The sequence below is a fragment of the Amycolatopsis sp. NPDC004169 genome (genome assembly GCF_040610315.1).
Lineage (GTDB): Bacteria > Actinomycetota > Actinomycetes > Mycobacteriales > Pseudonocardiaceae > Amycolatopsis.
Genome location: NZ_JBEXMD010000007.1, coordinates 235,766 through 262,068 on the forward strand (window position 1 = coordinate 235,766; position 26,303 = coordinate 262,068).

General features: G+C 72.1%; 19 protein-coding genes. 8 read left to right on the forward strand and 11 right to left on the reverse strand.

The window, feature by feature from the left end; genetic code table 11:
• Nucleotides 1-16 precede the first annotated feature (16 nt).
• The 4 genes from ABZX11_RS12325 to ABZX11_RS12340 all read right to left on the reverse strand — a co-directional run bounded on the left by ABZX11_RS12325 (nt 17) and on the right by ABZX11_RS12340 (nt 9,650).
• Entirely contained in the window at nt 17-514 is a 498-nt protein-coding gene (locus ABZX11_RS12325; protein WP_354912544.1) for a hypothetical protein, read from the reverse strand.
• A gap of 116 nt (nt 515-630) precedes the next feature.
• Complete coding sequence (locus ABZX11_RS12330) at nt 631-2,778, reverse strand: FUSC family protein (protein WP_354912546.1); 2,148 nt, start codon at nt 2,776-2,778, stop codon at nt 631-633.
• A 164-nt stretch (nt 2,779-2,942) separates the two neighbouring features.
• Nucleotides 2,943-8,354 carry a DUF6531 domain-containing protein gene (locus tag ABZX11_RS12335; RefSeq protein ID WP_354912548.1) on the reverse strand — a complete coding sequence of 1,804 codons (5,412 nt, stop codon included), beginning with the start codon at nt 8,352-8,354 and terminating at the stop codon, nt 2,943-2,945.
• Between the two features lie 180 nt (nt 8,355-8,534).
• Nucleotides 8,535-9,650: a hypothetical protein gene (locus tag ABZX11_RS12340; RefSeq protein WP_176170616.1), complete on the reverse strand. Its 1,116-nt coding sequence runs from the start codon at nt 9,648-9,650 to the stop codon at nt 8,535-8,537.
• Between the two features lie 101 nt (nt 9,651-9,751).
• Between ABZX11_RS12340 and ABZX11_RS12345 the strand changes: the two genes are divergently transcribed.
• Nucleotides 9,752-10,579, forward strand: coding sequence for an alpha/beta hydrolase (locus ABZX11_RS12345; protein ID WP_354912550.1), 828 nt, complete (start codon nt 9,752-9,754; stop codon nt 10,577-10,579).
• Here the strand turns inward: ABZX11_RS12345 and ABZX11_RS12350 are convergent.
• A complete protein-coding gene (locus ABZX11_RS12350) occupies nt 10,554-11,357 on the reverse strand; it encodes an IclR family transcriptional regulator (RefSeq protein WP_176170618.1) in 804 nt (267 codons plus the stop codon). The genes ABZX11_RS12345 and ABZX11_RS12350 overlap by 26 nt on opposite strands.
• Before the next feature lie 123 nt (nt 11,358-11,480).
• Between ABZX11_RS12350 and ABZX11_RS12355 the strand changes: the two genes are divergently transcribed.
• The 4 genes from ABZX11_RS12355 to ABZX11_RS12370 are packed head-to-tail and all read left to right on the forward strand — an operon-like array spanning nt 11,481 to nt 16,262.
• Nucleotides 11,481-12,599, forward strand: coding sequence for a CapA family protein (locus ABZX11_RS12355; RefSeq protein WP_354912553.1), 1,119 nt, complete (start codon nt 11,481-11,483; stop codon nt 12,597-12,599).
• Between the two features lie 25 nt (nt 12,600-12,624).
• Nucleotides 12,625-13,824 (forward strand): membrane dipeptidase, encoded by a 1,200-nt coding sequence (locus tag ABZX11_RS12360; RefSeq protein ID WP_354912555.1) that lies wholly within the window; start codon nt 12,625-12,627, stop codon nt 13,822-13,824.
• On the forward strand, nt 13,821-14,963 hold the full coding sequence (locus ABZX11_RS12365) for a M20 family metallopeptidase (RefSeq protein WP_354912557.1): 1,143 nt from the start codon (nt 13,821-13,823) through the stop codon (nt 14,961-14,963). The genes ABZX11_RS12360 and ABZX11_RS12365 overlap by 4 nt, the downstream gene beginning before the upstream one ends.
• Before the next feature lie 12 nt (nt 14,964-14,975).
• A complete protein-coding gene (locus ABZX11_RS12370) occupies nt 14,976-16,262 on the forward strand; it encodes an MFS transporter (RefSeq protein WP_354912559.1) in 1,287 nt (428 codons plus the stop codon).
• A 3-nt stretch (nt 16,263-16,265) separates the two neighbouring features.
• On the opposite strand, the gene ABZX11_RS12375 is transcribed toward ABZX11_RS12370, so the two are convergent.
• The 5 genes from ABZX11_RS12375 to ABZX11_RS12395 are packed head-to-tail and all read right to left on the reverse strand — an operon-like array spanning nt 16,266 to nt 21,212.
• Nucleotides 16,266-17,291 (reverse strand): zinc-binding dehydrogenase, encoded by a 1,026-nt coding sequence (locus ABZX11_RS12375; protein ID WP_354912561.1) that lies wholly within the window; start codon nt 17,289-17,291, stop codon nt 16,266-16,268.
• Nucleotides 17,288-18,085, reverse strand: coding sequence for a MaoC family dehydratase N-terminal domain-containing protein (locus ABZX11_RS12380; protein WP_354912563.1), 798 nt, complete (start codon nt 18,083-18,085; stop codon nt 17,288-17,290). Before ABZX11_RS12380 ends, ABZX11_RS12375 begins: the two co-directional genes overlap by 4 nt.
• Nucleotides 18,082-19,239, reverse strand: coding sequence for a CaiB/BaiF CoA-transferase family protein (locus ABZX11_RS12385; protein ID WP_354912565.1), 1,158 nt, complete (start codon nt 19,237-19,239; stop codon nt 18,082-18,084). Before ABZX11_RS12385 ends, ABZX11_RS12380 begins: the two co-directional genes overlap by 4 nt.
• 24 nt (nt 19,240-19,263) lie before the next feature.
• Nucleotides 19,264-20,061 carry a CoA ester lyase gene (locus ABZX11_RS12390; RefSeq protein WP_354912567.1) on the reverse strand — a complete coding sequence of 266 codons (798 nt, stop codon included), beginning with the start codon at nt 20,059-20,061 and terminating at the stop codon, nt 19,264-19,266.
• Nucleotides 20,058-21,212, reverse strand: coding sequence for an acyl-CoA dehydrogenase family protein (locus ABZX11_RS12395; RefSeq protein ID WP_176170625.1), 1,155 nt, complete (start codon nt 21,210-21,212; stop codon nt 20,058-20,060). Before ABZX11_RS12395 ends, ABZX11_RS12390 begins: the two co-directional genes overlap by 4 nt.
• A gap of 89 nt (nt 21,213-21,301) precedes the next feature.
• Between ABZX11_RS12395 and ABZX11_RS12400 the strand changes: the two genes are divergently transcribed.
• Entirely contained in the window at nt 21,302-22,216 is a 915-nt protein-coding gene (locus ABZX11_RS12400) for a LysR family transcriptional regulator (RefSeq protein WP_354912570.1), read from the forward strand.
• 30 nt (nt 22,217-22,246) lie between these two features.
• On the opposite strand, the gene ABZX11_RS12405 is transcribed toward ABZX11_RS12400, so the two are convergent.
• Nucleotides 22,247-24,238 carry an alpha/beta hydrolase gene (locus tag ABZX11_RS12405; protein WP_354912572.1) on the reverse strand — a complete coding sequence of 664 codons (1,992 nt, stop codon included), beginning with the start codon at nt 24,236-24,238 and terminating at the stop codon, nt 22,247-22,249.
• Nucleotides 24,239-24,346: 108 nt separating this feature from the next.
• Here ABZX11_RS12405 and ABZX11_RS12410 point away from each other — a divergent pair, with 108 nt between their 5' ends.
• Together ABZX11_RS12410 and ABZX11_RS12415 are read left to right on the forward strand one after the other, a co-directional pair.
• Nucleotides 24,347-25,567, forward strand: a complete 1,221-nt coding sequence (locus ABZX11_RS12410) for a histidine kinase (protein WP_354912574.1) — start codon at nt 24,347-24,349, stop codon at nt 25,565-25,567.
• Nucleotides 25,564-26,247: a response regulator transcription factor gene (locus tag ABZX11_RS12415; RefSeq protein WP_176170629.1), complete on the forward strand. Its 684-nt coding sequence runs from the start codon at nt 25,564-25,566 to the stop codon at nt 26,245-26,247. Before ABZX11_RS12410 ends, ABZX11_RS12415 begins: the two co-directional genes overlap by 4 nt.
• Nucleotides 26,248-26,303: the final 56 nt, after the last annotated feature.

The window sequence follows — 26,303 nt, forward strand, 5'->3', positions numbered from 1 at the left end:
GGGGGTACGCAGGAGATCAAGAGCGCTCGCCGTCCGCCGTCCGGCGCAGGACCGCCTGCACCGCATCGGCCAGCAGCGTCGCCTCGGCCTCGTTCAGGCCCAGCGTCCGGCCGTGGAGGACGCACGCGTCCCGGATCTCGCCGATCCGGGAGACGTCCAGGACGAGGTGCGCCGGACGCGGACGGCGGCGGCGCCACCGGCGGCGCTGCAGACCGGCGAACCCCGCCGCGCCCAGCACCTGCGCGGCGGTGCCGGTCAGCAGCGGCAGGATCACGTCGCTGAGTACGGAAAACGCGCCGCCGGAGCCGATCTCGCCACCGGACCAGGTACCGCCGGGCCGGCGGGGATCCTTTCCCGCCGCCCACTCGGCCGTCACCAGCGCGAAGTAGGGCAACTGGTCGGGCGCCACCTCGGCGACGACATCCCGGGCGAGATCCGCGAACGCGATCACGAAACGGGCCGACGACGCCACCCGCTCACGGTCAACGCCCTCCGGGTGGGTCATTTCGGTCATCCGGCCACCCGTTCCTCGAGTCCACTCGGCGAAATCAGCACGGGCAGTCAGTCGCCACGCGCGCGCCGAGAGTTACAACGGGGGTATTCGAGACCGCACCGGCGAGACGGCCGGAGCTACCGCCACCACGGGCGATGGCGCTGGGCCGCCACCACACCGGCGGGCTCGACGAGTTCGGCGAGCCGGGCGGCGATGTGCTTGATGTGCTCGTGGACCCACAACGCGCAGGCGAGGTCGCGCACGGAGGCACCCGGCTGCTCGAGGAGCTCCGGGAACGTGGGCGGGGCGAGCATCGGCACGTCGCCGTGGTCGGTGCGGTCGAGGCGGGACGCCAGGTGGTCGTACCAGGCGGCGAGCTGGCCCGCCTGCTCGCCGAGGAGCAGGCGGAACGGGTCGGGTTCGACGTGGGGGTTCGGGAGCCCGGCCAGCGAGTGCGCGGTCAGCCGGGCGCGGACGGTGCCCGTGACCAGCCGCCACAGGAGAGGCTTGGGGACGTGCTTGGTGCCCTGCTCGCTGAGGAACCCGCGCAGCGCGTCGTCGAGCCGGGCGCCGGCGGCGGTCGCCGCGGCCGGGGCGGGCGGGTCGTGGCGGAGGCCGAGCGCCCAGTGCGCGGCCGTCGCGAGGTACGCACCGCCGGTGCGGAAACTGTCGGCGAGGTCGTCGGCGACCACGGCCCGGGCGCCGCGGGGCCAGAACAGCGCGCCGGCCACCAGGCACACCGCGCAGCCGATCGCGACGTCTTCGATCCGCACGACCCCGATCCGCCACCCGGCCGGGGCGAGCAGGTTGAACAGCACGACCACCGTCACGGTGAAGGCGGCCTGGCCGACCGCGAAAGGCAGGGCGCCCGGCGCGTAGGAAGCGACCAGCACCGCGAGCGGGAGGGCGATCCACAGCGCCGGCGTACTGGTGCCGATGACCAGCAGCAGCAACGCGCCGACGACGACCCCCAGCACGGTGCCGGCCAGCGCGCGCAACGCGGTCGACCCGGTCGCCGCCGCGTTGCCGCGCAACACCGACAGCGTCCCCAGCACCACCCAGAAGCCGTGCTCGACGCCGCTCGCGCCGGCGACGACGACCGCGGCGCTCAGGGCCACCGCGCCGCGGAGGCTGTTGACGAACCACACCGACCGCAGGCTCGTCTGAGGTGACGCCACCCGGGTCAGCGACGTCAGGGAGAGGCTGCCGGGAAAGCGTTTGCGACGGCTGCCGGGCGTCGCGGCGCGAGCTTCGACCGCCGCTGCGCGGGCGGCGAAAGCGGCGGTCCGGGCGTGGAAGGACAGGTGCACGGCGTCGGCGTAACCGGGATCGCCGGAGGCCATGCCGCGCAGCCACGCCACGCTCGCCTCGATCTTGCGGTCCAGCTCGCCGGTGTCCAAGGCACCGGGCCGGTCGGCGAGCAGACCGGCGACCGCTCGCAGGCACGCGCTGGTCTCGGCGAGGAGTTCCCGTTCGACCTCGGGTGCCCGGCTCAGGTCCGGGTATTCGCCGAGGGTGTCGGCGAATACCGAACAGCACCATTCGAGCAGGCCCACCAGGCTGTCGAGGGCCTGGTCTTCGGCGGCCAGCCCGGTGGGGCGGTACGGCGTGGCGGTGAACTCGTCGATCAGCTGGTGCTTGGCCTCGACGGCCGCCTCCTTGGCCGCTTGCACCTCCGGGTCGCCGCGCAAGGCCGCGTCCAGGTAGCCGGCGAGGGTGCCGGCCGACCGGGACGCGGCGTCCCGCAGGGCGGTGGCGGGAGATCGGGGCGACAGCAGCAGGACGGCCGCGGTGCCCACGACCGACGCCAGCCACCAGCCGGCGAGGCGGTCGGGCACCATGCCCAGCGTGCCGGGCGAGGCCGCCGGGAGGACGTAGGCGAGCAGCGCCGCGGGGGCGCCGGTCGCCGCGTTCGGGCCCGCGACCCCGCTGAACAGCACCAGGAACACCACCACCAGCGTCACGACCGCCGCCAGCGGCAGCGACGCGCTGGCGACGGTCCCGACGACCAGCAGGACGCTGCCCGCGACGGCGAGCCCGAAGTGCGCGCGCAGCTTCTCCCGCCAGTCGCCGCCGAACGAAGCCAAGACCAGGGTGGCGAACCCGCCGAAGGCGGCGAACGTCGCCACCTGCAGGTTGCCGATCACCGCGACGCTGAACGCGAAGAGGGCGGGCACCACCAGCGTCGCCCGGATCGCGCGCAGCGCAGCGCCCGCCGACCACTGCGGCACCCAGTCCCGGGGCGTGCTCCGGCGGGTCTTCACTGCGGGAGAGTCGATCGCCACGCGGCGAGCATAGCCGCGAACCCGCTGATCACGGGCTGGTCATCACGTGCCGCAAGTCATCGGTGCGGGAGAGCCGGCGCGGCGAGCCGGTCGCCGCGGGACGGTCCGGTACCGGCGGTCGGCAACGACGGAGCCGTGCGCTGGTCAGGCCGGCCGGGATGGCCTCATCCGTCCAGCTCCATGGCGTCCGGGTCGCCGGTCCAGCCCGGCCCGCGGCCGGCGCGCTGCTGGCCGACCATCTGCTGCATGCGTTCCTGCTGGGCCTGGATCCGGTCGCGCACCGCCTGGTCCGACATGTCGACGTCCTTGACGTCGTCGCCCCAGTACTTCTGCTTGTCCGCGTCCGTCGGCTGCCCGAGGCGGTGGCCCATCTCCTTGTCGTGGAGGAACATCGGCATGTCCTCTTTGGACACATTGGCACCGTCCCGCACGACGTCGCGCGCGGTGTGCATCTCGATGACGTCGTCGTGCGAGACCGGCGGGGTGTGGGTGGTGCCGCCCGGCTTGCCGACACCGCCGGTGCCGTCGCTGTACTCGACCGACTTGCCCTCCATCTTGTCCACCATGTGGTGGTAGGAGTCGTCGGCGACCTTGCCCTGCACCGTCCCGGCGGTGGGCCGGAAGGAGTCCCGTCCGGGAGCGGGTTGCTCCGCGTGGGTCATCTTCGGCTCGTCGGGAGTCTCGATGTCGTTCTTGTAGTGCGGGTTCGGCTCCCAGTTCTGGATGCGCGGGGGCACACCGGGGGTCTTCTTGTCGCTGATGTAGGCGGGGTTGTCGATCATGCCCCCGTCCTTGTGCTGGTGGGCGTAGGTGAGCTGGTTGAGCTGGACGCCGTCGCTCGGCCGGCCTTCCCGCAACGTGTTGCCGAGGGATTCGCGGTAGGTGTCGGCGTTGAACCCCGAGCCGTCCTTTTCCCCGCGCACGCCGGTGCCGATGTTGTCGCGGTGCGCCTGCGCCGACTCCTGGTACGCGGGAGCGTCGTCTTCCATGCGCCGGGCGTCCTTGATGTTGGCGGCCTCGTCCGCGGTCTTCGGCCCGCGATCGCCGGCCTTGACGCCGTCACGGATCTGGGTTTCGTGGGCGTTCGCCCGCTGGAACTCGTCCCCGCCGATCGCCTTGTACCCGATCGGGTGCTCCGATTCGTGCGTTTTGCCGCTGACGATCTTGCCGGGGTCTTTCCAGGTCGAGTCGTTCTTGATCTCGTTCTGGTACTTGTCCCAGGTGCGCGCCTGCTCGTGTTTCGTCGTGCCGTACGAGCCGTCGGACTTCGCGGGGTTGCCGTCCGGCTTGGTCTTCACCTTCGCGGGCTTCTTGCTCGGCCCCACGCCGCCGGTGCCGACCAGCTGCTGCTTCGACTTGTTCACCTTGGACTTCGCGGAACCGGAGGCGGCCGCCTGCTGCTTCTTCTTCGCCGCGCACGGGGTGATGGTCGGAGCGAGGCCGAGCGGGTCGGCCAGCGCGGTCGGGTTGTGGACGTAGGCCTGCGAGTCCGGGCCGGGGTCGAGGCCCAGTGGGTCGTGGGACAGGTAACGGCCGACCTCGGGGTCGTAGTAGCGGTTGAGGTTGTAGTGCAGCCCGGTTTCGGCGTCGTGGTACTGGCCGGGGAACCGCAACGGTGTGGTGGTGCGGCCGGGTCCGTCGAGGACCTTGCACCAGAGCGTGGCCTGTCGGTGCCACGCGACCTCACCGGATTCCTCCAGCAGCTCGCTCGGCGTGCCGGCGAGGTCGGTGACGATCGTGTGGAACCGCTCGCCCGGCGCGCCGAGGACGCGTTCGGTCTGGGTGAGGGCGCGGCCGGTACCCGGCTCCCGTTCCCACACGGTGGCGACCGGGGGCTGACCGGGTCCGGAGCGCACCTGTTCGGCGAGCGCGTCCCCGTCCCAGGCGAACTGGACCTGCTCGGCCACCCGGCCGTCCGGCGTGAGGCGCTGCTTGGCGACCCGGCGGCCCAGCGCGTCGTAGCGGTAGCGCCAGTGCTCGCCCCGGGGCGTGAGCACCGAGGTCAGGCGGCTTTCGGCGTTCCAGCGGAACTGCCACTGCGGGCCCGCCGGCCCGGCACCGCGCAGGGTGGTGCGGCCTTCGGGGTCGTGGGCGTAGCGGACCGCGCCCGCCGCGGTGAGCAGGGTGCCGCGGTACTCGCGCGGCCCGGCCGTCGGCGCTCCCGGCGTCTGCGCCTGGGCGATGACACCGGTCGGGTGGTAGACGTAGTTCTCCTGCCACCCGCGGCCCACGACGGCCTGGACGCGGCCCGAGTGGTCCACCTCGAGCGTGCGGGGGCCGGTGATCGCGTCGGCCACCGAAGCCAGGTAACCGTCGGCGAGGTAGCCGTACTCGCGGTGCTGGGTCGTGCGCGTGCCCGCGACGACCGTCTGGGCCACGAGCCGGTCGCCCGGGGCCCAGCTCTGGCGCAGTTCCGCGGCACCGAAGCGGCGGATGCGCTCGTGACCGGCGAGGTCGTGCTCGAAGCGCAGCGAGCGGTTCCCGACGTGCAGCGCGGCGAGCGTGCCGGCCGGTCCGTACTCGAAGCGCGACACCGCACCCGACGGCGTGTGGCGCGCGCGGCGCCGGCCGAGCTCGTCGTACTCCGAGCGGACCACGCGCCCGTCCACCGTCTCGGCGACCACGCGGCCCAGCGCGTCGTAGGCGAAGGTGACCTCGGCGTCGGCGTTGCGCGCGGAGACCATGCGGCCGGCCCCGTCGTAGGCGAAGGTCGCGACGTCGTCGCCGGTGACGCGGCGGACCACCTGGCCCATCACGTCGCGCTCCAGCGTCGTGGTCTCCCCCGCGCCGTTCGTCCGGCCGATCAGCTGTCCGGCGGCGTCGTAGCGGTAGTGCAGGGTGCGGCCGTTGAAGTCGGTCTCGCCGGCGAGGTTCCCGGCGGGGTCGTAGCGGTAGTGCCAGACCAGGCCCTGCTCGTTGGTGACCGACACCAGGCGCAGCTCGGTGTCGTAGGCGTAGGCGAGCCGCGAGCCGTCCGGGCCGGTTTCGGCCACCGGCAGGTCGAACTGCGCGTACTCGGTGCGGGTGGTGTTGCCGCGCGCGTCGGTGCTCTCGTCGGTGTTCCCGACGGCGGAGTCCCGCCACCGCCACGTCGCGCCGTCCGGCTCGACCCGTTCGGCGAGCTGGTCGCCCGCCGCCCACGCGAACCGGGTGACGGCGCCCAGCTCGTCGGTCACCGACGTGGTGCGGCCGAGCAGGTCGTAGGTGTAGCGGGTGACGGCGCCGTCCTCGTCCTCGACGGTCAGCGGCCGGCCCGCCGCGTCGGAGGCGATCCGGGTGGTGCCGCCGAGCGCGTCGGTGACCACGGCGACGTTGCCGCGCTCGTCGTAGCCGTAGGAGGTCCGGGCACCGAGCGGGTCGACGACCCCGGTGACCTTGCCGCGCTCGTCGTACTCGTAGCGCCACGTGGCGCCGTCGGGGCCGGTGGCGGCGACCGGGCGGCCCTGCTCGTTGTACTCGGTCAGCGACCGCGTGCCGTCCGGCGCGGTGATCGCGACGACCCGGCCGGCCCGGTCCCGCTCGTAGCGGACCTGGCGGCCCAGCGGGTCGGTCCGGGTGAGCAGCCTGCCGTGCTCGTCGTAGGCGAGGCTGGTGGTGTGGCCCAGCGCGTCGGTCTCGGCGATCACCCTGAGCCGGTCGTCGAGGTGGAAGCGGCGCACCGCGCCGAGTGAGTCGGTGACGCTCGTGACGAGGTTCTCGCGATCGTAGTCGATCGTGCAGTCGAGGTAGCCGTCGGTACCGCGGGCCCGCACGACCCGGCCGGCCGCGTCGAAGCCGTAGCCGTACCAGCGGCCGTTGACGTCTTCCCAGCGCACGATCCGGCCGTCGGCGTCGTAGGTGAAGCGGGTGGGGGTGCCGGCGGCGTCGACGACCCCGGCCAGCCGGCCGCGGGCGTCGTAGGAGTAGCTCGCGACGACCGTCCCGTCGGCCGCCCGCAGCGCGGTGATCCGGCCGCCCGCGCTGTCGAACAGCACCCGGTCGCCGGAGGAGTGGACCAGCTCCGCCGGCACCCCGTTCGCCCCGGGCACCACGTCGATGCGGTTGCCGTCGCCGTCGAAGATCGTCCGCAGCGGGAACCCGCCGTCGGCGGACTCCTCGAAGAACAGCGTGTGCTGCTGCTGCGGGTCCTCGACCAGGTAGCCGCCCTCGACGCGCCGCAGCGGCCGGGCCGGGCCCGCCACCGGCAGCACCGGGGAGGTCACCGGCACGGGGTAGCTCTGGAGGCTCCCGTCGGCGAGGGCGACGTGCACGCCGTCGGCCTCGACCTCGAGCCGCTGGTCCACGGTGGAGGCCCACGACGGGCCGAACCAGCGGCCCGCGCGGTAGGACGAGATGTGCGTGCGCGACACCTCCAGCGGCAACGCGCCGGGGATCTCCAGGTCCGTCTGCGTCAGCAGCATCCACCCGGTCGCCACGTCGATCGGGTCGCCGCACACCGACCGGTCCGGCGGCGGGGTGCCGTTCTCGTGCGGGTTCGCGTTGCTGTCCTTGATGCTCTTGCCGCCGCCGGAGCCTCCGGAGCTTCCCGAGCCCGAGGTGGTCGTCTTGTCGTTCCCCGGCCCCTTCGGGGTCTGCGCCGGAGGCGGTTCGGGGTCGGCCTTGGGCGGCGCTTCGTCGGTCTTCGGCGGTGGATTGCCGCCACCGCCCTTGGCGCCGCCGTCGCCGGCGCCGGAGGTGTGGGTGGTGTCGTCGCCGCCCTTGGCCGCCGGTGGCGGGGTGTGGTCCTTGGGCGTGCCCCCACCGTCGCCGCCGGGGGTCTTCACCGGCGGCGCCTTCGGGGTTCCGTTGATGTCGCCGGCCTTGGGCGGCGGGGTGACCTTGCCGACCTTGATGTTCTTGAGCGCCTTGCCCGCGTCCTCGAAGAGCGTTCCCGCCCTCTTCAGCAGCGGCACCAGGGCCTTGAGCGCCTTGACGAGCTTGGTGACCAGATCGGTGATCTTCGAGGCGGTCTTCGCGACGGCGGTGACGACCTGGGGGACGACCCAGGTAAGGCCGATGCCGAGGGTGAAGATGACCTGCAGCGCCCAGCTGATCAGGTGGCCGACGAGTTCGGAGATGATGTCGCGCACCAGCGTGCGGACCGCGGCCACGACCTCGCCGGCGGTCTTGACGCCGCTGGAGGCGCCTTCGCAGCCCTTCTGCGCCGCTTGCAGGGTCGTGGCCACGTCCTGCCCGCGCTGCCGGTAGGCGTCCGAGGCCGATCCGGACCACGACTGCAGATCGGCTTTGATGGCGTCGGTCAGGTCCGCGGAGACGCTCCCGAGTTCCTTGGCGACGTTGGCCCAGGTCTCGGACTGGGCCTGGATCTCGTCGGCGTTGCCGGTGAGCCCGTTGAGTGCCTCCTTGAGCGGGCCGACGTGCTCCATCAACCAGCTGACACCGGCGGCGAGGATCGCACCGAACGGGTCCATGGCCATCGACAGGGCGTCGAGCGCCGTGCCGACCGCGCCCATCGCCACCGACGCCCAGTCGCCGCTCTCGATCGCGGACTTCAGGTCGTTGGCGGACTCCAGGAGCGAGATGCCGGAGTAGGCCTTCGTCGAGTCCTGGGTCTGCGCGATCAGCGGGTTGCTCACCCCAGCACGCTAGCAGCGGAGGAACACGGCGATCCCGACCGCTGTGCTGCTCGACGACTTCGTGCGCCTTGGAGGGACCCGGCGGCTCGGTCCGCCGAGAACCGCAGGAAGGGCACGGCCAGACCAAGGGCTGGCAGAACCACCCGCGAGGCGCGGCCCGGGCCGGCCCGGGTGCGCAGCTCACTCCCCGGTGGACGGCACGAATCCCGGGAAGCTCTGCTCCCGCTTGCTCAGCCAGTGCGAAATGCGCGCCGGGGCGTGGGCGTACGGATCGGGGACGCCCAGTTTGCGCGCGGCGTCCAGGGGCCAGTTCGGGTTGTAGAGCAGCTCCCGGCCGAGCGCGACCAGGTCCGCCCGGCCGTGCTCGATGATGGACTGGGCCTGGGCGGCACGGACGATGTGTCCCACGGCCATCGTCGGAGTTCCGGTCCGCTCGCGGATCTGGTGGGCGTAGGGCACCTGGTAGCCGTAGCCGGTTCGCAGGCCCGGGTACGGCAGCCCGGTGATCCCTCCGGAGCTGCAGTCGATGACGTCGACGCCGTGGGTCCGCAACTGCCCGACCAGCTCGACGGTCCGGTCGATCGTCCACTCGACATCGACGCACGAAAGGCGGACGAACAGCGCCTTGCCGTCCGGCCAGACCGTCCGGATGCGGTCGACGATCTCGACGAGGAACCGGAACCGGTTCTCCGTCGACCCGCCGTAGTGGTCGGTGCGCCGGTTGGCCAGCGGCGAGAGGAAGCTGTGGATCAGGTAGCCGTGGGCCGCCTGCAGTTCGAGCACCTCGTACCCCGCGTCGTCCGCCCGCCGAGCGGCGTCCGCGAAAGCCGTCACGGTGTCTTGGATGTCGCGCAACGTCATCTCGACGGGGGCCTCGGCCCCGTCGAGTCCCATGGGGACCGCGCTGGGCGCGAGCCGCGGCCAGTCCGCGGACGGCGGTGGCGTGCCGGGGAGCCACGGCGGGTTCCGGCGCCCCTTGCGGCCGGCGTGGATGAGCTGGATGCCCGGCACCGCACCACCGGCTTTGACGACCTCCACGAGCTGCGCGTGGAGCGGAACCGCGCTGTCCTCCCAGAGACCGAGGTCCCCCACGGTGCCGCGGCCACGCCGGTCCACCGTCGTGCCCTCCTGGATGACCAGCCCCGCGCCGCCTTCGGCGAGTCGTCCGTAGTGGACGGTGTGCGTCGGGGTCGGGCGACCGTCCACTCCGGAGTACTGCCACATCGGCGAGACGACCACCCGGTTCGGCAGGCGCACCCCGCGGATCTCGATCGGGCTGAACAGGGTCGGCGGCATCCCGCGGCTCCTTCACTCGGCGATTGACAGGCCCCCACGGCGCGCTTACCGTCATGCTACTCGACGATACGTCGTATCGCATAGTGGCACGAGGAGCAGGCATGGCGACGAACCGGGTGGCGGAAAGCCGCGAAGTCCACCGACCCGACGACACGTCCATCCGGTACTCGCTCAGCGGACCGGACGAGGGCCCCACGGTCGTCTTCGTCCACGGCTGGGCGTGCAACCGGACGGACTTCGACGCGCTGACCCGGTTCCTGCCGGACGAGTTCCGCGTGCTCGCGGTCGACCTCGCCGAGCACGGCGAATCGCGCTCGGCGCGCGACACCTGGACGATCGAGGAGTTCGCGCGCGACGTCGCCGCGGTCCTCGACGCCGAAGGGGTGACCGACGGCGTCGTCGCCGGGCACTCACTCGGCGGCGCGGTGGCGGTCGAGACCGGCCGGCTGCGTCCCGAGCGGGTCCGGCACATCGTCGCGCTCGACACCCTGCACTACCTCTTCCTCTTCGGCGCCATGAGCGACGAAGAAGCCGAAGGGTTGCTTCGACCGCTGCGGGACGACTTCGCCGGGCTGGTCCGGTCCATGGTCGAGGCCGGTTCGCCGCCGGGTACCGACCCGGCGCTCAAGGACGCGCACTTCGCCAAGATGGCCGCGGTGCGGCAGCCGGCGGGAACCCGGGCGTTCGAGGGTCTGGTCGCCTGGGACATGGATGCGGCGCTCGCCGATGCCCGGCAGCCGGTCACCGTGTTCGGCGTGCGCGACCTGGTCACCCCGGAAGCCATCGACCGGCTGGCGGGCCGGGCCGACGTGGTGCTCGTCGACCTCGGCAGCCATCACTTCCCGGTGGAGTCACCGGAGGGGACGGCCGCGCTCATCGCCGGCGTCGTGCGCGCGGAGGCCGTCACGGGGACGCGAGCAGGCGGCTGATCTCGTCCGCGGCCGCGACGACCTTCTTCGCCAGCTGCTCCTCCTGCGCGGGCTGGTACCGCATTTCCGGGATGCTCAGCGTGACCGCCGCGATGGGTCGTCCGGCCGCGTTGGTGACCGCCGCGCCGAGGGAAGCGACGTGCGGGCGGTACCACGACGACATGTTGACGGCGTAGCCGCGCCCGGCGGTCCGCGCGATCTCCTCGCGCAGCTCCTCAGGACCGAGCAGCGGCGCGCCTTCGAACTCCCGGGGCTCGGCCCGCAGGAGTTCGCCGACCTCGCCGGGTTCGAGGCGGGCGAGGATCGCCACACCGCCCGAGCTCGCCCCGAGTGGCACCCGGGTGCCGATCTCCATGAAGACGCGGACGAGCTGCGTGCTGTCTTCGCGCGCGACGATGAGGTACTCGGCGCCGTCGCGCAGGCCGAGGAGCACCGTCTCGCCGGTCTCGGCGGCCAGCCCCTTGATGACCGGCGTCGCCACTTCGCGCAGGTCCTGCTCGCCCGCGCTGCGCAGACCCAGCACCAGCGCCTTCATCGTGACGCCCCACCGCGCGTGCTCCCGGTCCACGATCCGGAGCCAGCGGGCCTGTTCGAGGGTGACCAGGCAGCGCTGGACCGAGCTCTTCGGGATGCCTGTGACCCGGGCCAATTCCGAGACGCCGATCGGCTGCCGCACCGCGACTTCTTCGAAGACGCGAAGCGTGCTCAGCACGCTGTTCATCGACCGGATGCTGCTGTTCGGCTTGTCCGGTTCGCCGCCGTCGCCTGGGGTGCCCATGAGGCCACGACCGTACCACTGGACGCACTGCCGTACCTCATCCCGGCACAGCGCTTCTTTACAACGCCGTCCGCGTCGGTCTACTGTGCGGCACAGCGTGCCACAATACGGAACGGAGTTCGCATGGATCTGACTGTCGTGGGCGATGTCGTGCTCTCGGGGTGGCCGCGCCGCCCCGGTGGTGCGGACCCCGGCGCGTCGGCGTTCGGCCTGCTGCGCGGCGGCGACCTGACGATCGGCAACCTCGAAGTCCCGCTCACCGGACGCGGGCAGCGCGCGGAAAAGCTGGTCGCCATGCGGGCCCCGACGTCGGGCGCCGCCGAACTGGCGGCCCTCGGGTTCGACCTGGTGTCCCTGGCGATGAACCACGCGCTGGACTACGGCGCCGACGGGATGCGTGACACCGTCCGCGCGCTGGACGCCGCGGGAGTCGCCCACGCCGGCTTCGGCGAGACGCGTGCCGAAGCGACGCGCGCCCGGGTCGTCTCGGCCGGCGGCGAAAGCCTGGCGTTCTTCAGCTTCTGCTGTGCGCTACCGCGCGGTTTCGACGCGACCGCGGACCGCGCGGGCATCGGCGCCATCCGGGTGCGTCAGTCCTTCGAGTACGACAGCGGCTTCCTGGACGAGACGCCGGGCACGCCGCCGTTCGTCCACTCCGACGCCCACGAGCCCGACGTGCGGGCGGCCGAAGCCCTGGTCCGGGAAGCGAAGCAGCACAACGACTTCGTCGCCGTCGCACTGCACTGGGGCGTTCCGCACTGCTACCTGCCCGCGGCGCAGGGCCCACTGGCCGAGTACCAGCGGCCCCTGGCCCGGCGGTTGATCGACGCGGGCGCCGACCTCGTCATCGGGCACCACCCGCACTGCCTGCACCCGGTGGAGTTCCACCGGAACGGGCTGATCCTGTACTCGACCGGCAACTTCGTCTTCGACTGGTGCGACGGCTGGAACGCCGAAGCGATGGCGCCGAAGGAAGACGCCCACCCGGCGGCTCCCTACCAGCCCGCCCTGGTGCGCGGCCCGTGGTTCGAGAGCGCCGTGTTCCGCGTCGGGCTGGGCGGCGCCGGCGGGCCCACCCTCCGCCTCGATCCGATCGAACTGGACCCGGACAGCCAGCCGGTCCTCCCCCGGCCGGACGTCGCCGCGTCGATCCTCGCGCAGGTCGCCGCGGTGTCCAGGGACCTGGACCCGGCGATCGTCGTGGACGACGACGGCACCGTCCGGCGCGCTGTCACCGCCTAGCCACCGACCACCCAGGAGCGTCTCGATGTACAGCCCCGCCGCCAAACCCGACGACTACGAATCATTCCCCTACCTCCGGCGCGGGGTCGACTTCCCCGCCGTCGAACTGGCCGATCCGAGTACCCGCCGAAGCCGCTTCACCGCCGGTTCGGACGACGACCGGATCGACCGCCTGCTCGCGGACAACGTCACCATCAGCTTCCACGACCACCCGCAGCTGCTCCCGGCCGACTTCGCGGACGCACCCGGTTTCCTGCGCGCCAAGCACGAGTTCACCGCGTTCGCCGAGCTCCGCCGGGCCGGCCTGACCGCGGTCTTCGACAACTGGTTCGGCGTCATCGGCAGCACCCGCCGGGCGGGCTGGAAGTGGGACGACCTGATCACGACGCTCGGCCTGCGGCTCGCCGATCTCGCCCACCAGGACGGCGTCGTCGTCGCCCGCACCGTCGGAGACATCCTCGGCGCCCAGCGGGACGGGCACGTCGCCTTCGTCATGGGCACCGAGTCCGCCGGGATGATCGAGAACGAGCTGGACCGCATCGACGTCCTCTACGGACTCGGCATCCGGCAGATGGGCCTGGTCTACGCGGAGGCCAACACGCTCGGCAGCGGCCAGAAGGAGCAGCGCGACGGCGGCCTGACCGCCTTCGGCAGGCGCGCGGTCGAGCGCATGAACGCCGTGGGCATGCTCGTCGACGTCTCCCACGCGAGCGACCGCACGAGCCTGGACGCGATCGAGGCGTCGGCCAAGCCCATCGCGATCACGCACGCCGGCGCGCGGGCGGTCTGGCCCATCGCCCGGATGAAACCGGACGAAGTCCTCAAGGCCTGCGCGGAGCGCGGCGGCGTCCTGGGCATCGAAGCGGCGCCGCACACGACCGTGTCCTACGACCACCGGGCGCAGTCCATCGACTCGGTGATGGACCACTTCACCCACGCCGTCGAGGTGATGGGCATCGAGCACGTCGCGTTCGGCCCGGACACGCTCTACGGCGACCACGCCGCCTTCCAGAAGGCCATCTCCGACGTGATCGGCTCGTCCACCGTGTTCGACGCGGGAGACCTCGAGTGGGAGCGCGTCAGCCACGTCGACGGGCTCGAAAACCCGACCGAGAACTTCCGCAACATCGCCGGCTGGCTCGTCGAGCACGGGTACCGCGACGACGAGATCACCGCCGTGCTCGGCGGCAACATCCTGCGGCTGCTCGGCGAGGTGTGGCGATGACCGAAATCGGAAGCACTTTCGCGACGCACCTCGACGACGTCTTGGCGCTGTCACACGCGATCAACGCCGACCCCGAGCTGGCCTTCGAGGAGCACCGGACCTCCGCCGCGATCACCGACGTCCTGGCTCGGCACGGATTCGCCGTCGAGAAGGGCGTTGCGGACCTGCCCACGGCGTTCGTGGCCTCGGTGGGTTCCGGCGAGCTGGTGTTCGGCATCTGCGCCGAAATGGACGCGCTCCCCGGGATCGGGCACGGCTGCGGGCACAACACGATCGCCGCGGCGGCCGTGGGCGCGGCCCTGGCGCTGGCGCCGTTCGCCGACGAGCTGGGGCTGACGCTCAAGGTGTTCGGCACGCCGGCGGAGGAACGCGGCACCGGCAAGGAGATCATGGTCAACCGCGGTGTCTTCGCCGGGACGCACGCGGCCATGATGGTGCACCCGTCGCTGAAGGACGTCGTCAGCCCCCAGTTCCGGGCTTCGCGGTCGTGGCGGATCGAGTACACCGGCCGCGGCGGTCACGCGTCGCGCCCGTGGAACGCGCTGAACGCCGCCGACGCGGTGGTGGTCGCGCAGACCGCCATCGGACTGCTGCGGCAGCAACTGCGCGACGGGGTCCGGGTCCATTGCGTGGTGCAAGAAGCCGGTTCGGCCGTCAACGTCATCCCCGACCGGGTCGTGGCCGAGTGCATGATCCGCTGCGACACCATCACCGAAGTCGACGAGGTGTGGGCGCGGGTCCGCCGGTGCTTCGAAGCCGGCGCGCTCGCGGCCGGGACCACAGTGGACTTCACGACCCAGCCGTCGCTGTACCGCGAGTTCCGCCACGACCCGGACCTGGCCACGCTGTTCGAGGCCCACGCGAAGGCCTTGGGTCGCACGTTCCCGGACTACCCGGACAAGCTCTTCGGCTCGACCGACATGGGGAACGTCTCGCAGGTGATCCCCGCGCTGCACCCGATGCTGTCGTTCGACCTCCCGGCGGAGGACGGGAACCACACCGCCGCCTTCGCGGCCGCGGCCGGCAGCGTGGAAGGCGACCTGTTCGTCCGCGATGGCGGCCTGGCGATGGCGCTCACGATCGCGGACGTCGCACGGTCCGCACCGATCCGGGCCCGGCTGATGGCCCCCGGAAACTGAGGGAGAACGACCATGGAAGCCACTCGGCTCGGCACGGCAGCCGAAGCGACCGGGCGGGCCGGCCGCCGGGCGCTCGTCGCCGGCAGCATCGGCAACGCCGTCGAGTTCATCGACTGGGCGGTGTACACGACGTTCTCTTCCGTCTTCGCGCACCACTTCTTCCCGCCGGGCAACGACAGCGCAGCCCTGCTGTCCACTTTGGCCATCTTCGCCGTCGGTTTCGTCGTGCGGCCCATCGGCGCCGCGATCATGGGTGCCTACGCCGACCGGCACGGCCGCAAGAAGGGCCTCGTGCTCACGATCGGCCTGATGGCCGCGGCGACGTTCGTCATCGGCGTCTCGCCGTCCTACGCCCAGGTCGGCCTCGCGGCGCCCGTCATCCTGGTGCTGGCCCGCATGGCGCAGGGCTTCGCCGCCGGGGGCGAATTCGGTTCGGCGTCGGCCTTCCTCGTGGAGTCCGCCGGCCCCGGCCGCCGGGCGTTCGCCGGCTCGTGGCAGCAGGTGTCGGTGGGTGTCGGCATTCTCATCGCTTCGGGTATGGGCGCGATCGTCACGTCGGCGCTGCCCCGGCAGGCGGTGGACAGCTGGGGCTGGCGCCTGGCGTTCGTGGTCGCCTCGCTGTTCGGGCTCATCGGTCTCTGGCTGCGCCGCTCGCTGGAGGAAACGGCTTCGTTCCGCCACGTTCGCGGCGACCGGCGCAACGCCCTGGTGACGATGCTCCGGGCGCACCCGAGGGCGGCGTTGCGCGTCTTCGGGCTGAACATCGCCGGCGTCGTGCTCTACAACATGTGGCTGACCTACCTGCCCACCTACGCGGCCGTGTCCACGCACATCCCGCTCAACCAGGCGTTGCTGGCCAACGTGATCGGGCTCGGCACGTTCGTGGTCCTGCTGCCGTTCGCCGGGATGCTGTCCGACCGGGTCGGCCGCAAGCCGACCCTGGTGGCGTTCGCCGGCGGGTTCCTGCTGCTCGCGTGGCCCGCCTTCCGGCTGCTGAACGGCGATTTCCGGTTGCTGCTGCTCGTCCAGGTCGCCGGGCTGGTCCTGCTGCTCGGCTACTCGGCCAACGTCGCGGCCGTCATGGCGGAGCAGTTCCCGCCGGAGGTACGGGCGACCGGCATCGGCCTCCCCTACGCGTTGTCGGTCGCGGTGTTCGGCGGCACCGTCCCGTACCTCACGACGTGGCTGACCACCCACGGGCTCGGGTCGTGGGTGTGGCTGTACTGCGCGATCGCCGCCGCGATCGGCCTGGTCGTCTACCTCACCATGCCCGAGACGAAGGACAAGGCCATCGACTGAAGGTCAGTCGACCGTCAGCACGACCTTGCCGAAGCGGTCCGGGCTCACCAGCCGTTCGTGAGCCCGGGCCAGGTCGGCCATGGGGAACACCGAGTCGATCACGGGGCGCACCTTCCCGGCGGCGAGCCAGGCGAGGACGTCGGGAACTTCGCGGAGGTCCCCGGCGTGGGCTCCGCGGAAGTCGATCTCGTGGCGGTAGAGGCTGTACAGGCCGATGTCGGCGTGCGGACCGGAGTGCGAGCCCATGCCGATCAGCCGTCCACCGGGGCGCAGCGCCCCAATCGACTCCTGGATGGTCGCCCCACCCGCCGAGTTGTGGACGAGGTCGACGCCCCGCTCGTCCGTCAGCGAGCGGACCGCGGCGCCGAACTCGGGCACCTGCCGGTAGTTCACGACCTCGTCGGCGCCGATTTCCCGCAGCAGGTCTCGCTTGTCTTCGGTTCCGGTGGTGGCGATGACCCGCGCGCCGAGAGCCGCGGCCAGCTGCACCGCGGCGGTGCCCACGCCGCTCCCGGCGCCGACGACCAGCGCGGTCTCATCGGGCTGCAGGTCGCCGCGGGTCACCAGCATGTGCCAGGCCGTCAAGTACGCGAGCAGGCTCGCCGCCAGCTCGGCGTAGGTCAGGGACTCCGGCGCCGGAATGGCATTGCGAGCCGGGACGGCGAGGTACTCGGCGTACGTGCCGTCGGTGTGTTCGCCGAGGAACTTCAGCTCGCGGCACCGGCTGTCCACATCGGACCGGCACGCGTCGCACACGCCACAGCCCAGCATGGGCAGCACGACCACGCGTTGCCCCACCTCGACGTTCGTGACCGCGCCGCCGGCCGCCACGACGTCTCCGGCGCCTTCGACACCGAGGATGATCGGGAACGGCGGTTGTTCGGCGAACTTCCCGTCCCGGACGAGCACGTCGGCGCGGTTGAGCCCGGCGGCCCGGATGCGGACCAGCACGTCCCCCTCGCCGATCGGGGGACGCGGCACGTCGTCGATCTCGACGACCCCGGCTTGCCGGACGATCGCGGCCTTCATCGTGTTTTCCTTTCTCCAGTGAGCGTTTCGACCTGGCCGGTGGCGGTGATCCGGCCACTGTGGTCGCGCACGGAAACCCCGCCGCCGGTGGCGCGCACCACCAGACCTTGGTGGTCGAACAGCGGCGCGACGACGCGGTAGCCGATCGCGGCGGGCGTCACCCCGGTTGCGCGGACGGTTTCCGCCATGGCCAGTGCCTGCAGCGGGCCGTGGACGACCAGCCCCGGGTAACCCTCGACGTCCCGGGCGTAGTCGCGGTCGTAATGGATGCGGTGGGCGTTGTAGGTCAACGCCGAGAACCGGAACAGGACGGTCGGGTCGACCGGGAACTCCCGCTCGCCCGCTTCGAGCGGCACCGGAGTGGCCGCCGACGCCGACACAGGCGTGGACGCGGCAGCGCGGTAGACGATGTCCTGCTCCTCGACGACCTTCACCACGCCGTCCTGGCTGATGGTGTGCCGGACGACGACGAAGGTCAGCGGGCCCGAACGGCCCGCCTTGTCCGTCGTCGACACGACTGCGGTGTGCCGGGTCGCGGGCCGGCCGACGACCAGCGGCCCGGTGCGGGTGACCCGGCCCCCGGCCGCCATGCGCCGGCGTCCCGGCGCCGGGACGACCCCGCGCACGGGATGGCCGTCCGGCCCGAGCTCGGCCTGGTGCGGCCGGTCGAGCAGGTAGACCCAGTGCCACAGCGGCGGCAGCCCGTCGGTCTCCAGGTCCGGCAGGTCGACGCCGAGGAGCCGGGCGAGGGCCACGGCCGGCTCCGGTTGCAGCACTTCGGTGTGCTCGGTCACGGGGTGACCTCCTCGAGCCGGGACCCGAATTCGGCGCGGAGGGCGTCGTTGTGCTCGCCGAGCCGGGGCACCGGGCCCAGCACCGGCTCGACTTCGTCGATGTCGACCGGCGGCAGCAAGGCCCGGACGATGCCACCAGGGGCGCGGACCTGCTGCCAGCGATCACGGGCGGCGAGCTGCGGATGGTCGAGGAGCTCAGCCGGACGGCGCAGGCGGGCGCACGCGATACCGGCCTCGCCGAGCAGTGCGACGACCCCGTCGGCGTCGAACGCGGCGAACGCCGACTCGATCAGCGGCCCGATCAGGTGGTCGTGGGCGACGCGTTCCGGGTTGCGGGCGAGCCGCGGGTCGTCGGCCAGCTCCGGGCGCCGGAGCACCTCCCGGCACAGCCGAACCCATTCGCGGTCGCTTTGGACGGCCAGGAAAACCTGGTTGCCGTCTCCGGTCCGATAGGGACCGTAGGGAGCGATCGACGCGTGCTTCGCCCCGGTCCGGCGGGTCTCCGCACCGCCGTAGACCGCGTTATACGCCGGTTGCACCATCCACTCCCCCAGCGCGTCGAGCATGGCGACCTCGACGGTGGCGCCGACGCCCGTGGTGGCCCGGCGCAGCAGCGCGGTGAGGATGCCCGAGTAGGCGTACATGCCCGTCGCGATGTCCGCGATCGAGATCCCGGCCTTGCTCGGCTGCTCCGGCGTGCCGGTGGCGGCGACGAGCCCGGCCTCGCACTGGATCAGCAGGTCGTAAGCCTTCTTCCCCGCGTACGGGCCGCCGGGTCCGTAGCCCGAGATCGAGCAGTGGACGAGGCCGGGACGGGCCGCCCGCAGGGTCGCGGCGTCGAAGCCGAGGCGGCCCACCGCGCCCGGCGCGAGGTTCTGGACGACCACGTCGGCGGCCGCGATCATCGCGTCGAGCACCCGGCGGTCGGCCGGGTCCTTGATGTCCAGCTCGATCGACTGCTTGCCGCGGTTGAGCCAGACGAAGTAGCTGGAGTCGCCGTGGACCGTCCGGTCGTAGCCGCGGGCGAAGTCCCCGGCACCGGGGCGTTCGACCTTGATGACGCGGGCGCCGAGGTCGGCGAGCTGCCGGGTCGCGAAGGGAGCGGCGACCGCCTGTTCCAGCGCGACGACGGTGGTGCCTTCGAGTGGGAGCATGGAAAGCCTTTCGTGAGCGGCACTTCAGGGCCGGAGAATCGCGTGGGCCCGGTCGAGCACCGGTTTGTCGATCATTCGCCCGTCGGGACCGGTGACCGCGCCCGCCGAACCTCCGGCCGCCTGGAGCACTTCGCGGGCCCACGCGATTTCGTCCGCGCCGGGGGTCAGACCCCGTGCCGCGGGCCCGATCTGGGCCGGGTGGATGCAAAGCTTGCCGCGGAAGCCGACGCTGCGGGCGTAACGAGCCGCCGTGGTCACGGCGTCGGCGTCGTCGATGACCGTCGTGACGCCGTCGATCGGCGGCGGCAAGCCGGCCACCCGGGAAGCGAGCACGATCGTGCTTCGCGCGAACAGCATCGCTTCGGCGGTGTCGTCGGCCCCGAGGTCGGCGGCCAGGTCGAGCGCACCGAACGCCAGCCGGGTCACCCCGGGCGCGGCGGCGACGTCGTGCACGCGGTGCAGTCCGGCCGCGGTCTCGACCAGCGCGACCACCGCGGTGTCCGTGCCGAGCCGCGCCGACAACGCGGCCAAGGCCGCCGGGTCCTCGGCCTTGGGCACGAGCACGCCGAGCAGCCCGGACGCGCCGGCGACGGCGTCGATGTCCGCGTCGGACCACGGCGTCCCGGCGGCGTTGAGGCGAACCCAGGCCTGGCCGCCGCCGGTCAGCCAGCGGAGCGTCTCGGCGCGGGCGGTGTCCTTGTCCTCGGGGCGCACCGCGTCTTCGAGGTCGATGACGACGGCGTCCGCGCCCGCGGCGGCCGCCTTGGCGAAGCGGCGGGGAACGTTGCCGGGCACGAAGAGCCAGGTGGCTTCGGGCCTCATCGGACCGGGTTGCGCTTGATGAGCTGCCGCGCGATGACGGTCCGCTGGATCTCGTTGGTGCCCTCGCCGACGATCATCAGCGGCGCGTCGCGGAAGTACCGCTCGACGTCGAACTCCGTCGAATAGCCGTAGCCGCCGTGGATCCGCACCGCGTCGAGCGCGATCTTCATGGCCGTCTCCGAGGCGAACAGCTTCGCCATCCCGGCCTCCATGTCCGCGCGCTCGCCGGAGTCGTACCGGCGGGCGGCGTACTGGACGAGCTGCCGGGCCGCGGTCAGCCCGGTCGCCATGTCGGCGAGGTGGTTGCCGATCGACTGGTGCTGCCAGATCGGCTGCCCGAAGCTTTCGCGCTCCTGGCTGTAGCGGATCGAGCGGGCGAGGGCGGCGGCGCCGACGCCGAGCGCTCGTGCCGCCACCTGGATGCGGCCGATTTCGAGCCCGCGCATCATCTGCGCGAAACCCTCGCCTTCGACGGTGCCCAGCAGCGAGCCGCGGGGTACGCGGAAGTCGGTGAAGGACAGCTCGCAGCTTTCGACGCCCTTGTAGCCGAGCTTCGGCAGGTCGCGGGACACCTCGAACCCGGGCCCCTTTTCGACCAGCAGGATGCTGATCCCGCGGTGCTTCGGCTCGGCGTCGCGGTCGGTGACGCACAACAGCGCCACCAGCCGGGCGCGGCGGGCGTTGGTGATCCAGGTCTTGGAGCCGTTGACGACGTAGCTGTCCCCGTCCTTGCGCGCCACGGTCCGGATGGCCTGCAGGTCGGACCCGCCGCCGGGTTCGGTCAGCGCCATGGTCGCCCGGATCTCCCCGGTGGCCAGCTTCGGCAGGTAGTGGTCCTGCTGCGCCCGGGTTCCGTAGTGGAGCAGGAGCTTGGCGACGACGCTGTGCCCGCCCATGGCGCCGGCGAGGCTCATCCACCCGCGGGCGAGTTCTTCGGTCACCGCGGCGTAGCACGGGGTGGACACGCCGGCGTCGTTCCACGGCTCCGGGATGGCGAGCCCGAAGATGCCCATGCGCTTCATCTGCTCGATCAGGGCTTCGGGGTAGGTGTCGGCGTGCTCGAGTTCTCGCACCACGGGCTCGACCTCGCGGTCGACCCACTCGCGGACGACGTCGACGATCGCGGTCTCGTCTGCGCTGAGTTCGTACATGGTTGTCATCCTGACCCGTCATGACGAGTCGAGAGAAATACCGATTCGTGATATCCCTAGACGCGTCCGGCATACCGGCAGGAGGACGGGTGGAACTCAAGCAGCTCTTGGCCTTGGTGACCGTCGGCGACACCGGGAGCGCCACCAAGGCGGCGCGCCTGCTCCACGTCGTGCAGCCCGCGGTCAGCCGGTACATCCGCGCTCTCGAGGACGAGGTCGGAGTGCCGCTCTTCGAGCGCAGCCGCCAGGGCATGACCCTCACCCCGGCGGGCGAGGTCCTCGCCGAGCGCGCGAGACGCGCGTTGCTCGAACTGGACCGGGCCCGCGCCGAGATCCGCCCGGACCGCGAGCACGTGCGCGGCATCGTGACGATCGGGCTGCTGGAGAGCACCGTCGAACTCGTGGCCGCGCCGCTGGTGGAGGTGCTGGGACGCCGGCACCCGGGCATCGAGGTGCGGATCCTGAGCGCGTTTTCCGGTCACCTGCGGCAGTGGCTCGACGACGGCGAGGTGGACATGAGCCTGCTGTACAACGTGAACTCGACGCCGTCGATCGCGATCACCCCGTTGCTGCGCGAGGCGTTGTGGGCGATCGCTCCCCCGGGCGCGGAACTCGGCCGCGAAGCGCTCACCTGGGACCGGGTGTGCGAGAACCCGCTGGTCCTGCCGGTCACGGGACACGGCCTGCGCACCCTCGTGGACGAAGCACTCGGCACGGCGCCCACGATCGCGTGCCAAACCAACTCGATGCCGGTGCAGAAAAAGCTGGTGGCCGCCGGCACCGGCTGGAGCGTCCTGCCCGCGGCGGGCGTCGCCGAAGACGTGGCAGCCGGGCGGCTGCGGGGCGGCCCGATCGCCGACCCCGCGATCTCCCGCACGATCGTCCTGGCGTTGCCCCGAGCCGGCCGCATCCCACCCGCGGCCGAGGTCGCCGCCACCGAGATCGTCCGGGTGACCCACGGGCTGGTCGAGGACGGCACCTGGCCGACCGCCAGCGTCGCGTAGGCGGGCGACCAGGATCATCCTCCGTGGGACTCACACCGAGACTGACGCGGCTGAGCCCGAGTTGAGCGCCGGTCGGTGCCGGCGGGCACGGATCGCGAGGACGGCGTTCGCACCGATGACGGCACCGGCGATGGCGGTCGCCGGGACCAGCAGGCCCGATCCGGCCAGTGCGCCCAGCAGTGCCCCCACCCAGCTGCCGAGCAGGGTCAGCATCAGCGCGGGGACGCGGCGCGAGCCGGCGGAAGGCTCGGCCGGCCGGGCCAGGTGCACCCCCAGCCCGACCAGCAGTCCGGTACCGGGCACCACCACGGCGAAGCTGGTGATGAACCACTCCGGCGCGAACGTCCAGCCGAACAGGACACCCAGGGACCAGCCGGCGAGCCCGAGCGGCACCGCACCGAGCAGCCGGATCCACCGGCCGGCCCGGCGGCCGGGCGCGCCGCGGCGGCGACGGCGGCGGGCGAGCACGACCAGCGCCAGCAGGCCGAGCAGCAGCACTCCGGTCGTGACGCCGACCAGGAGACCGGCGATCAGCGCCATGCTCAGCGGCACGGCGGTGAGGTCGGCCGGGGTGCGCACGAACCGGGAGCTGTCGACGCGGCCGGTGTCGTAGAAGGTGTTGAGCAGGTGCTTGGCCGCGTCGGGTTGCTGGGCCCAGAAGTCGCCGGTGTGCCCGATCCCGGGCACGATCACCTCGTGTCCGCGGCTCAGTGAAGGCAGCAGTTCCTTCGTGGCGTTGACCGGCGGGGTGGAGAAGTCGAATTCACCGCCGATGAGCAGGGTCTCCACCGCGCTGGGCCGCACGGTGCGGTACTCGGCGTTGTCCGGGCTGTCCGGCCACGTCCGGGAGAACCCCTCCGGACCACCCCAGAGGAAATCGGTGGAGGAGTTGCCCAGGATCGACCCGGGATCGCCGCCCTGGTCGTAGTAGGCCTGCGTGGCGGGTGCGTCGATCATGCTGAAGGACGCGAACTCGCCCCACACCGTCGAGGTCGGCAGCGCGACGTCCGCCAGCACCGACATCGCCCACAGCGCCGCGGGGCCGCCGTCGAGGTAGGCGTCGATCACGGTCGGCGCGTTGGCGGGCGCCTCGTGCCGTCCGTTCATGTGCATGGCGTACTGGCTCAGCACCCGCACGTTGGTGCTCTTGATGCCGAACGGGCCCCAGCTGCCGGGCATGGCGGCGACCCGGGACCGGATGGTGGCCGCGAGGTCGGACGTCTTCGCGGCGCAGCCGCGGTCCGCCCGGCAGACGTCGGCGTACTGCCCGAACTGGGCGTCGGTGGTGCGCGGGTCCCAGAACAGGTGCCCTGGCGGGTTGACCGAGATCATCGCCGAGCGCAGCAGCGCTTCGGGGTGGCGCCACGCGTAGACCATCGCGGTCCGGGTGCCGGCGCTGGAGCTGACCAGGTCGATCCGCCGGTAGCCGAGCGCTTTGCGCGCCGACTCCATGTCCTCGATCCGCTGGACGACCGAGTAGCCGGTCAGGTCGACGCCGGTGCGCCGCAGCCGGTCGGCGCACCGGTCGAACGCGCGGCGCGTGCGGGGCAGCGCCTCGGGCCCGGTCATGTCCTTCGCCGACTGCAGGGCGTTCGTCACTTCGGCGCAGTCGAGCCGGGACGAGCCGTCGACGCCGCGGTAGCCCACCAGCACCACGTCATGGTGCTCGGCGAGACGGCTCGCCTGCGGGAAGTCCATATTGGACAGCCCGGGGCCGCCCCCGAACCGGAAGACGGGCTCCCCGGCCGGCTGCGCGGTCGCCCGGATCCGGACGACGGGCAGCGCGATCAGCCGGGAGCCGGGGTGGTTGCGGTTTTCCGCGACCACGAGCGTCCCGCAGTCGGCGGCGAGCGAGCCGGCCTCGGTGTCGTAGGAGCACGGTGACACGGCCAGCGAGTCCGGTGCGGCGCCACGGGGGACGCGGACCGGGGAGTCCGGCCACGCGATGAAGGCGGCCAGCACGAGGGCCACGGCGGCGACGGCCGCGATGACGTGGGAGCGGCGGCGATGGGGAGAGCGCATGCCGGGAAAGGTAGGGGTGGGCGGCTGCCGAAGCGTCATACCGGGCAGTGATCATCCGTCCCTCCACGGAGTGACGCCCGGCGGGAGCCGCTCCGACACAATGGCCGGATGTCCAGCACTGTGAACCTCGCGCGAGCCGCGCTGATCCGCCGGTGGACAGCTCGCTTGCCGTCCCGTGACGCGCGGCAGTCGCTGGCGCGCCAGGCCTGGTTGGTCGCGGTCATGTGCGTCGCCATCGACGGGCTGAGCTTCCTCACCCGCGGCCCGGGACCGGGTACGTGGAACGCCGTCCTGCTGGCCGGGGTCATCGCGGCCGACCTCGCGCTCGCGACCGCGCCGAAGCTGTCGGGCTGGGTCGCCGTCGCGCACGCGGCGGTGATCGTGGCGCTGGCGTTCGTGATGCCGGGCCGCAACCCGAGCACGGCGGGCCAGCTGGTCAGCTCCTACCGGGCCGGCGCGTGGCTGCGTGGCCGCTCCGCGGCGGCCGCCCTGACCACGGTGTGCGCCGGCATCCTGGCGTCGGTGCTGATCACCGGGCTCACCGCGCCGGCGACGCTGCTCGGCGTCGTGGCGGCGAACGCCCTGCTGCCGTGGCTGGTGGGCCGCTACACCACCGCCCGCAAGGAACACGTCGACGAGCTGCGCCGGCAGCGGGAAGCGAAGGTGCGGGACGCGGAGGCCGAGGTCGCCGCGGCGGTGACGAAGGAACGCGAGACGATCGCCGTCGACCTGCACGACGTCATTTCCCACCACGTCAGCGCGATCGGCGTCCACGCGGCGGCAGCCCGGCTGAACCTCGCCGGTACGGCGATCCCCGGCGACAACCCGGTGCACACCTCGCTCAGCGCGGTCCAGCAGTCCGGTCAGGCGGCCATGGTGGACCTCCGGCGGCTGCTGTCCTTGCTGCACGAAGGAAGTGAGTCCGCCGATCAGCCCGGAGTCGCGATGTTGCCGGACCTGTTCACCGGCCTGCGCGCTTCGGGGCTGCAGGTGACATTCGTCGTGTACCAGGCCCCGCCGACGCTTCCCCAGGACGTCGACACCACTGTCTACCGCGTGGCACAGGAAATGCTGACGAACGCGCTGCGGCACGGCGACGGGCGATCGGCCCGGGTCGAACTCGACTGCAACGACGACCGTGTCGGTCTGACGGCCCGCAACCGTGTCGCCTCCGCATTCCGCACGTCCGCACCGGAAGGGTCCGGTCTCGGCTTGCGCGGCATGCGCAAACGTGCTGAGGCACTGGGCGGATCAGCGTCCTTCGGCGTCACCGACGACGGGAACTACTGGGAGTCGAGCGTGACGATTCCGCTGGCCGGTGCCCGATGACGCTGCGCATCGTGATCGCCGACGACCACGTCATGTTCCGGTCCGGCTTCCGTGCCGTCCTCGACGCACAGCAGGACATGGAGTGCGTCGCCGACGTCGGCGACGGGTACAGCGCCGTCGAGGCCATCACCTCCCTGGCGCCGGACCTCGCCGTCCTGGACGTGCGCATGCCCAAACTGGACGGACTCGCGACGGCCCGGCGCATCAGGTCCGAGGGACACCAGGGCGTGAAGATCATCCTGCTCACGTCGTTCGGCACGGACGACTACCTGCGTTCGGCCCTGTCGGCCGGAGTGAACGGCTTCGTCCTCAAGAGCTTGCCCCCCGAGGAGCTCGTGACCGCGATCCGGGTCGCGGCTCGCGGTGACACCTACCTGGATCCCTCCATCACCAGCCGGCTGGCGCCTCGCCTGGCCGACGCCCTCGCCCCGGCGCCGCCCGCACGCAAGCAGGCACCGGGCCTGGAGCGCCTCACGGCCCGCGAACACGAGGTGTTCCTGTTGATGGCCCGGGGTTTTTCGAACGTCGAGATCGGCGAACAGCTCTACGTCGGCGAGCAGACGGTCAAGACCCACGTTTCGCGGGTGCTGGCCAAGCTGGGGCTTCGGGACCGCGTGCACACCGTGCGGTTCGCCCACCACCACGGCCTCGTCGACCCGCACGACACCGCTGGCCTGTAATCCGGAGCGAACGCCGGAAGTCGGGTCGGCGGCCTGGCGTGGTGCGCAATAGTCAT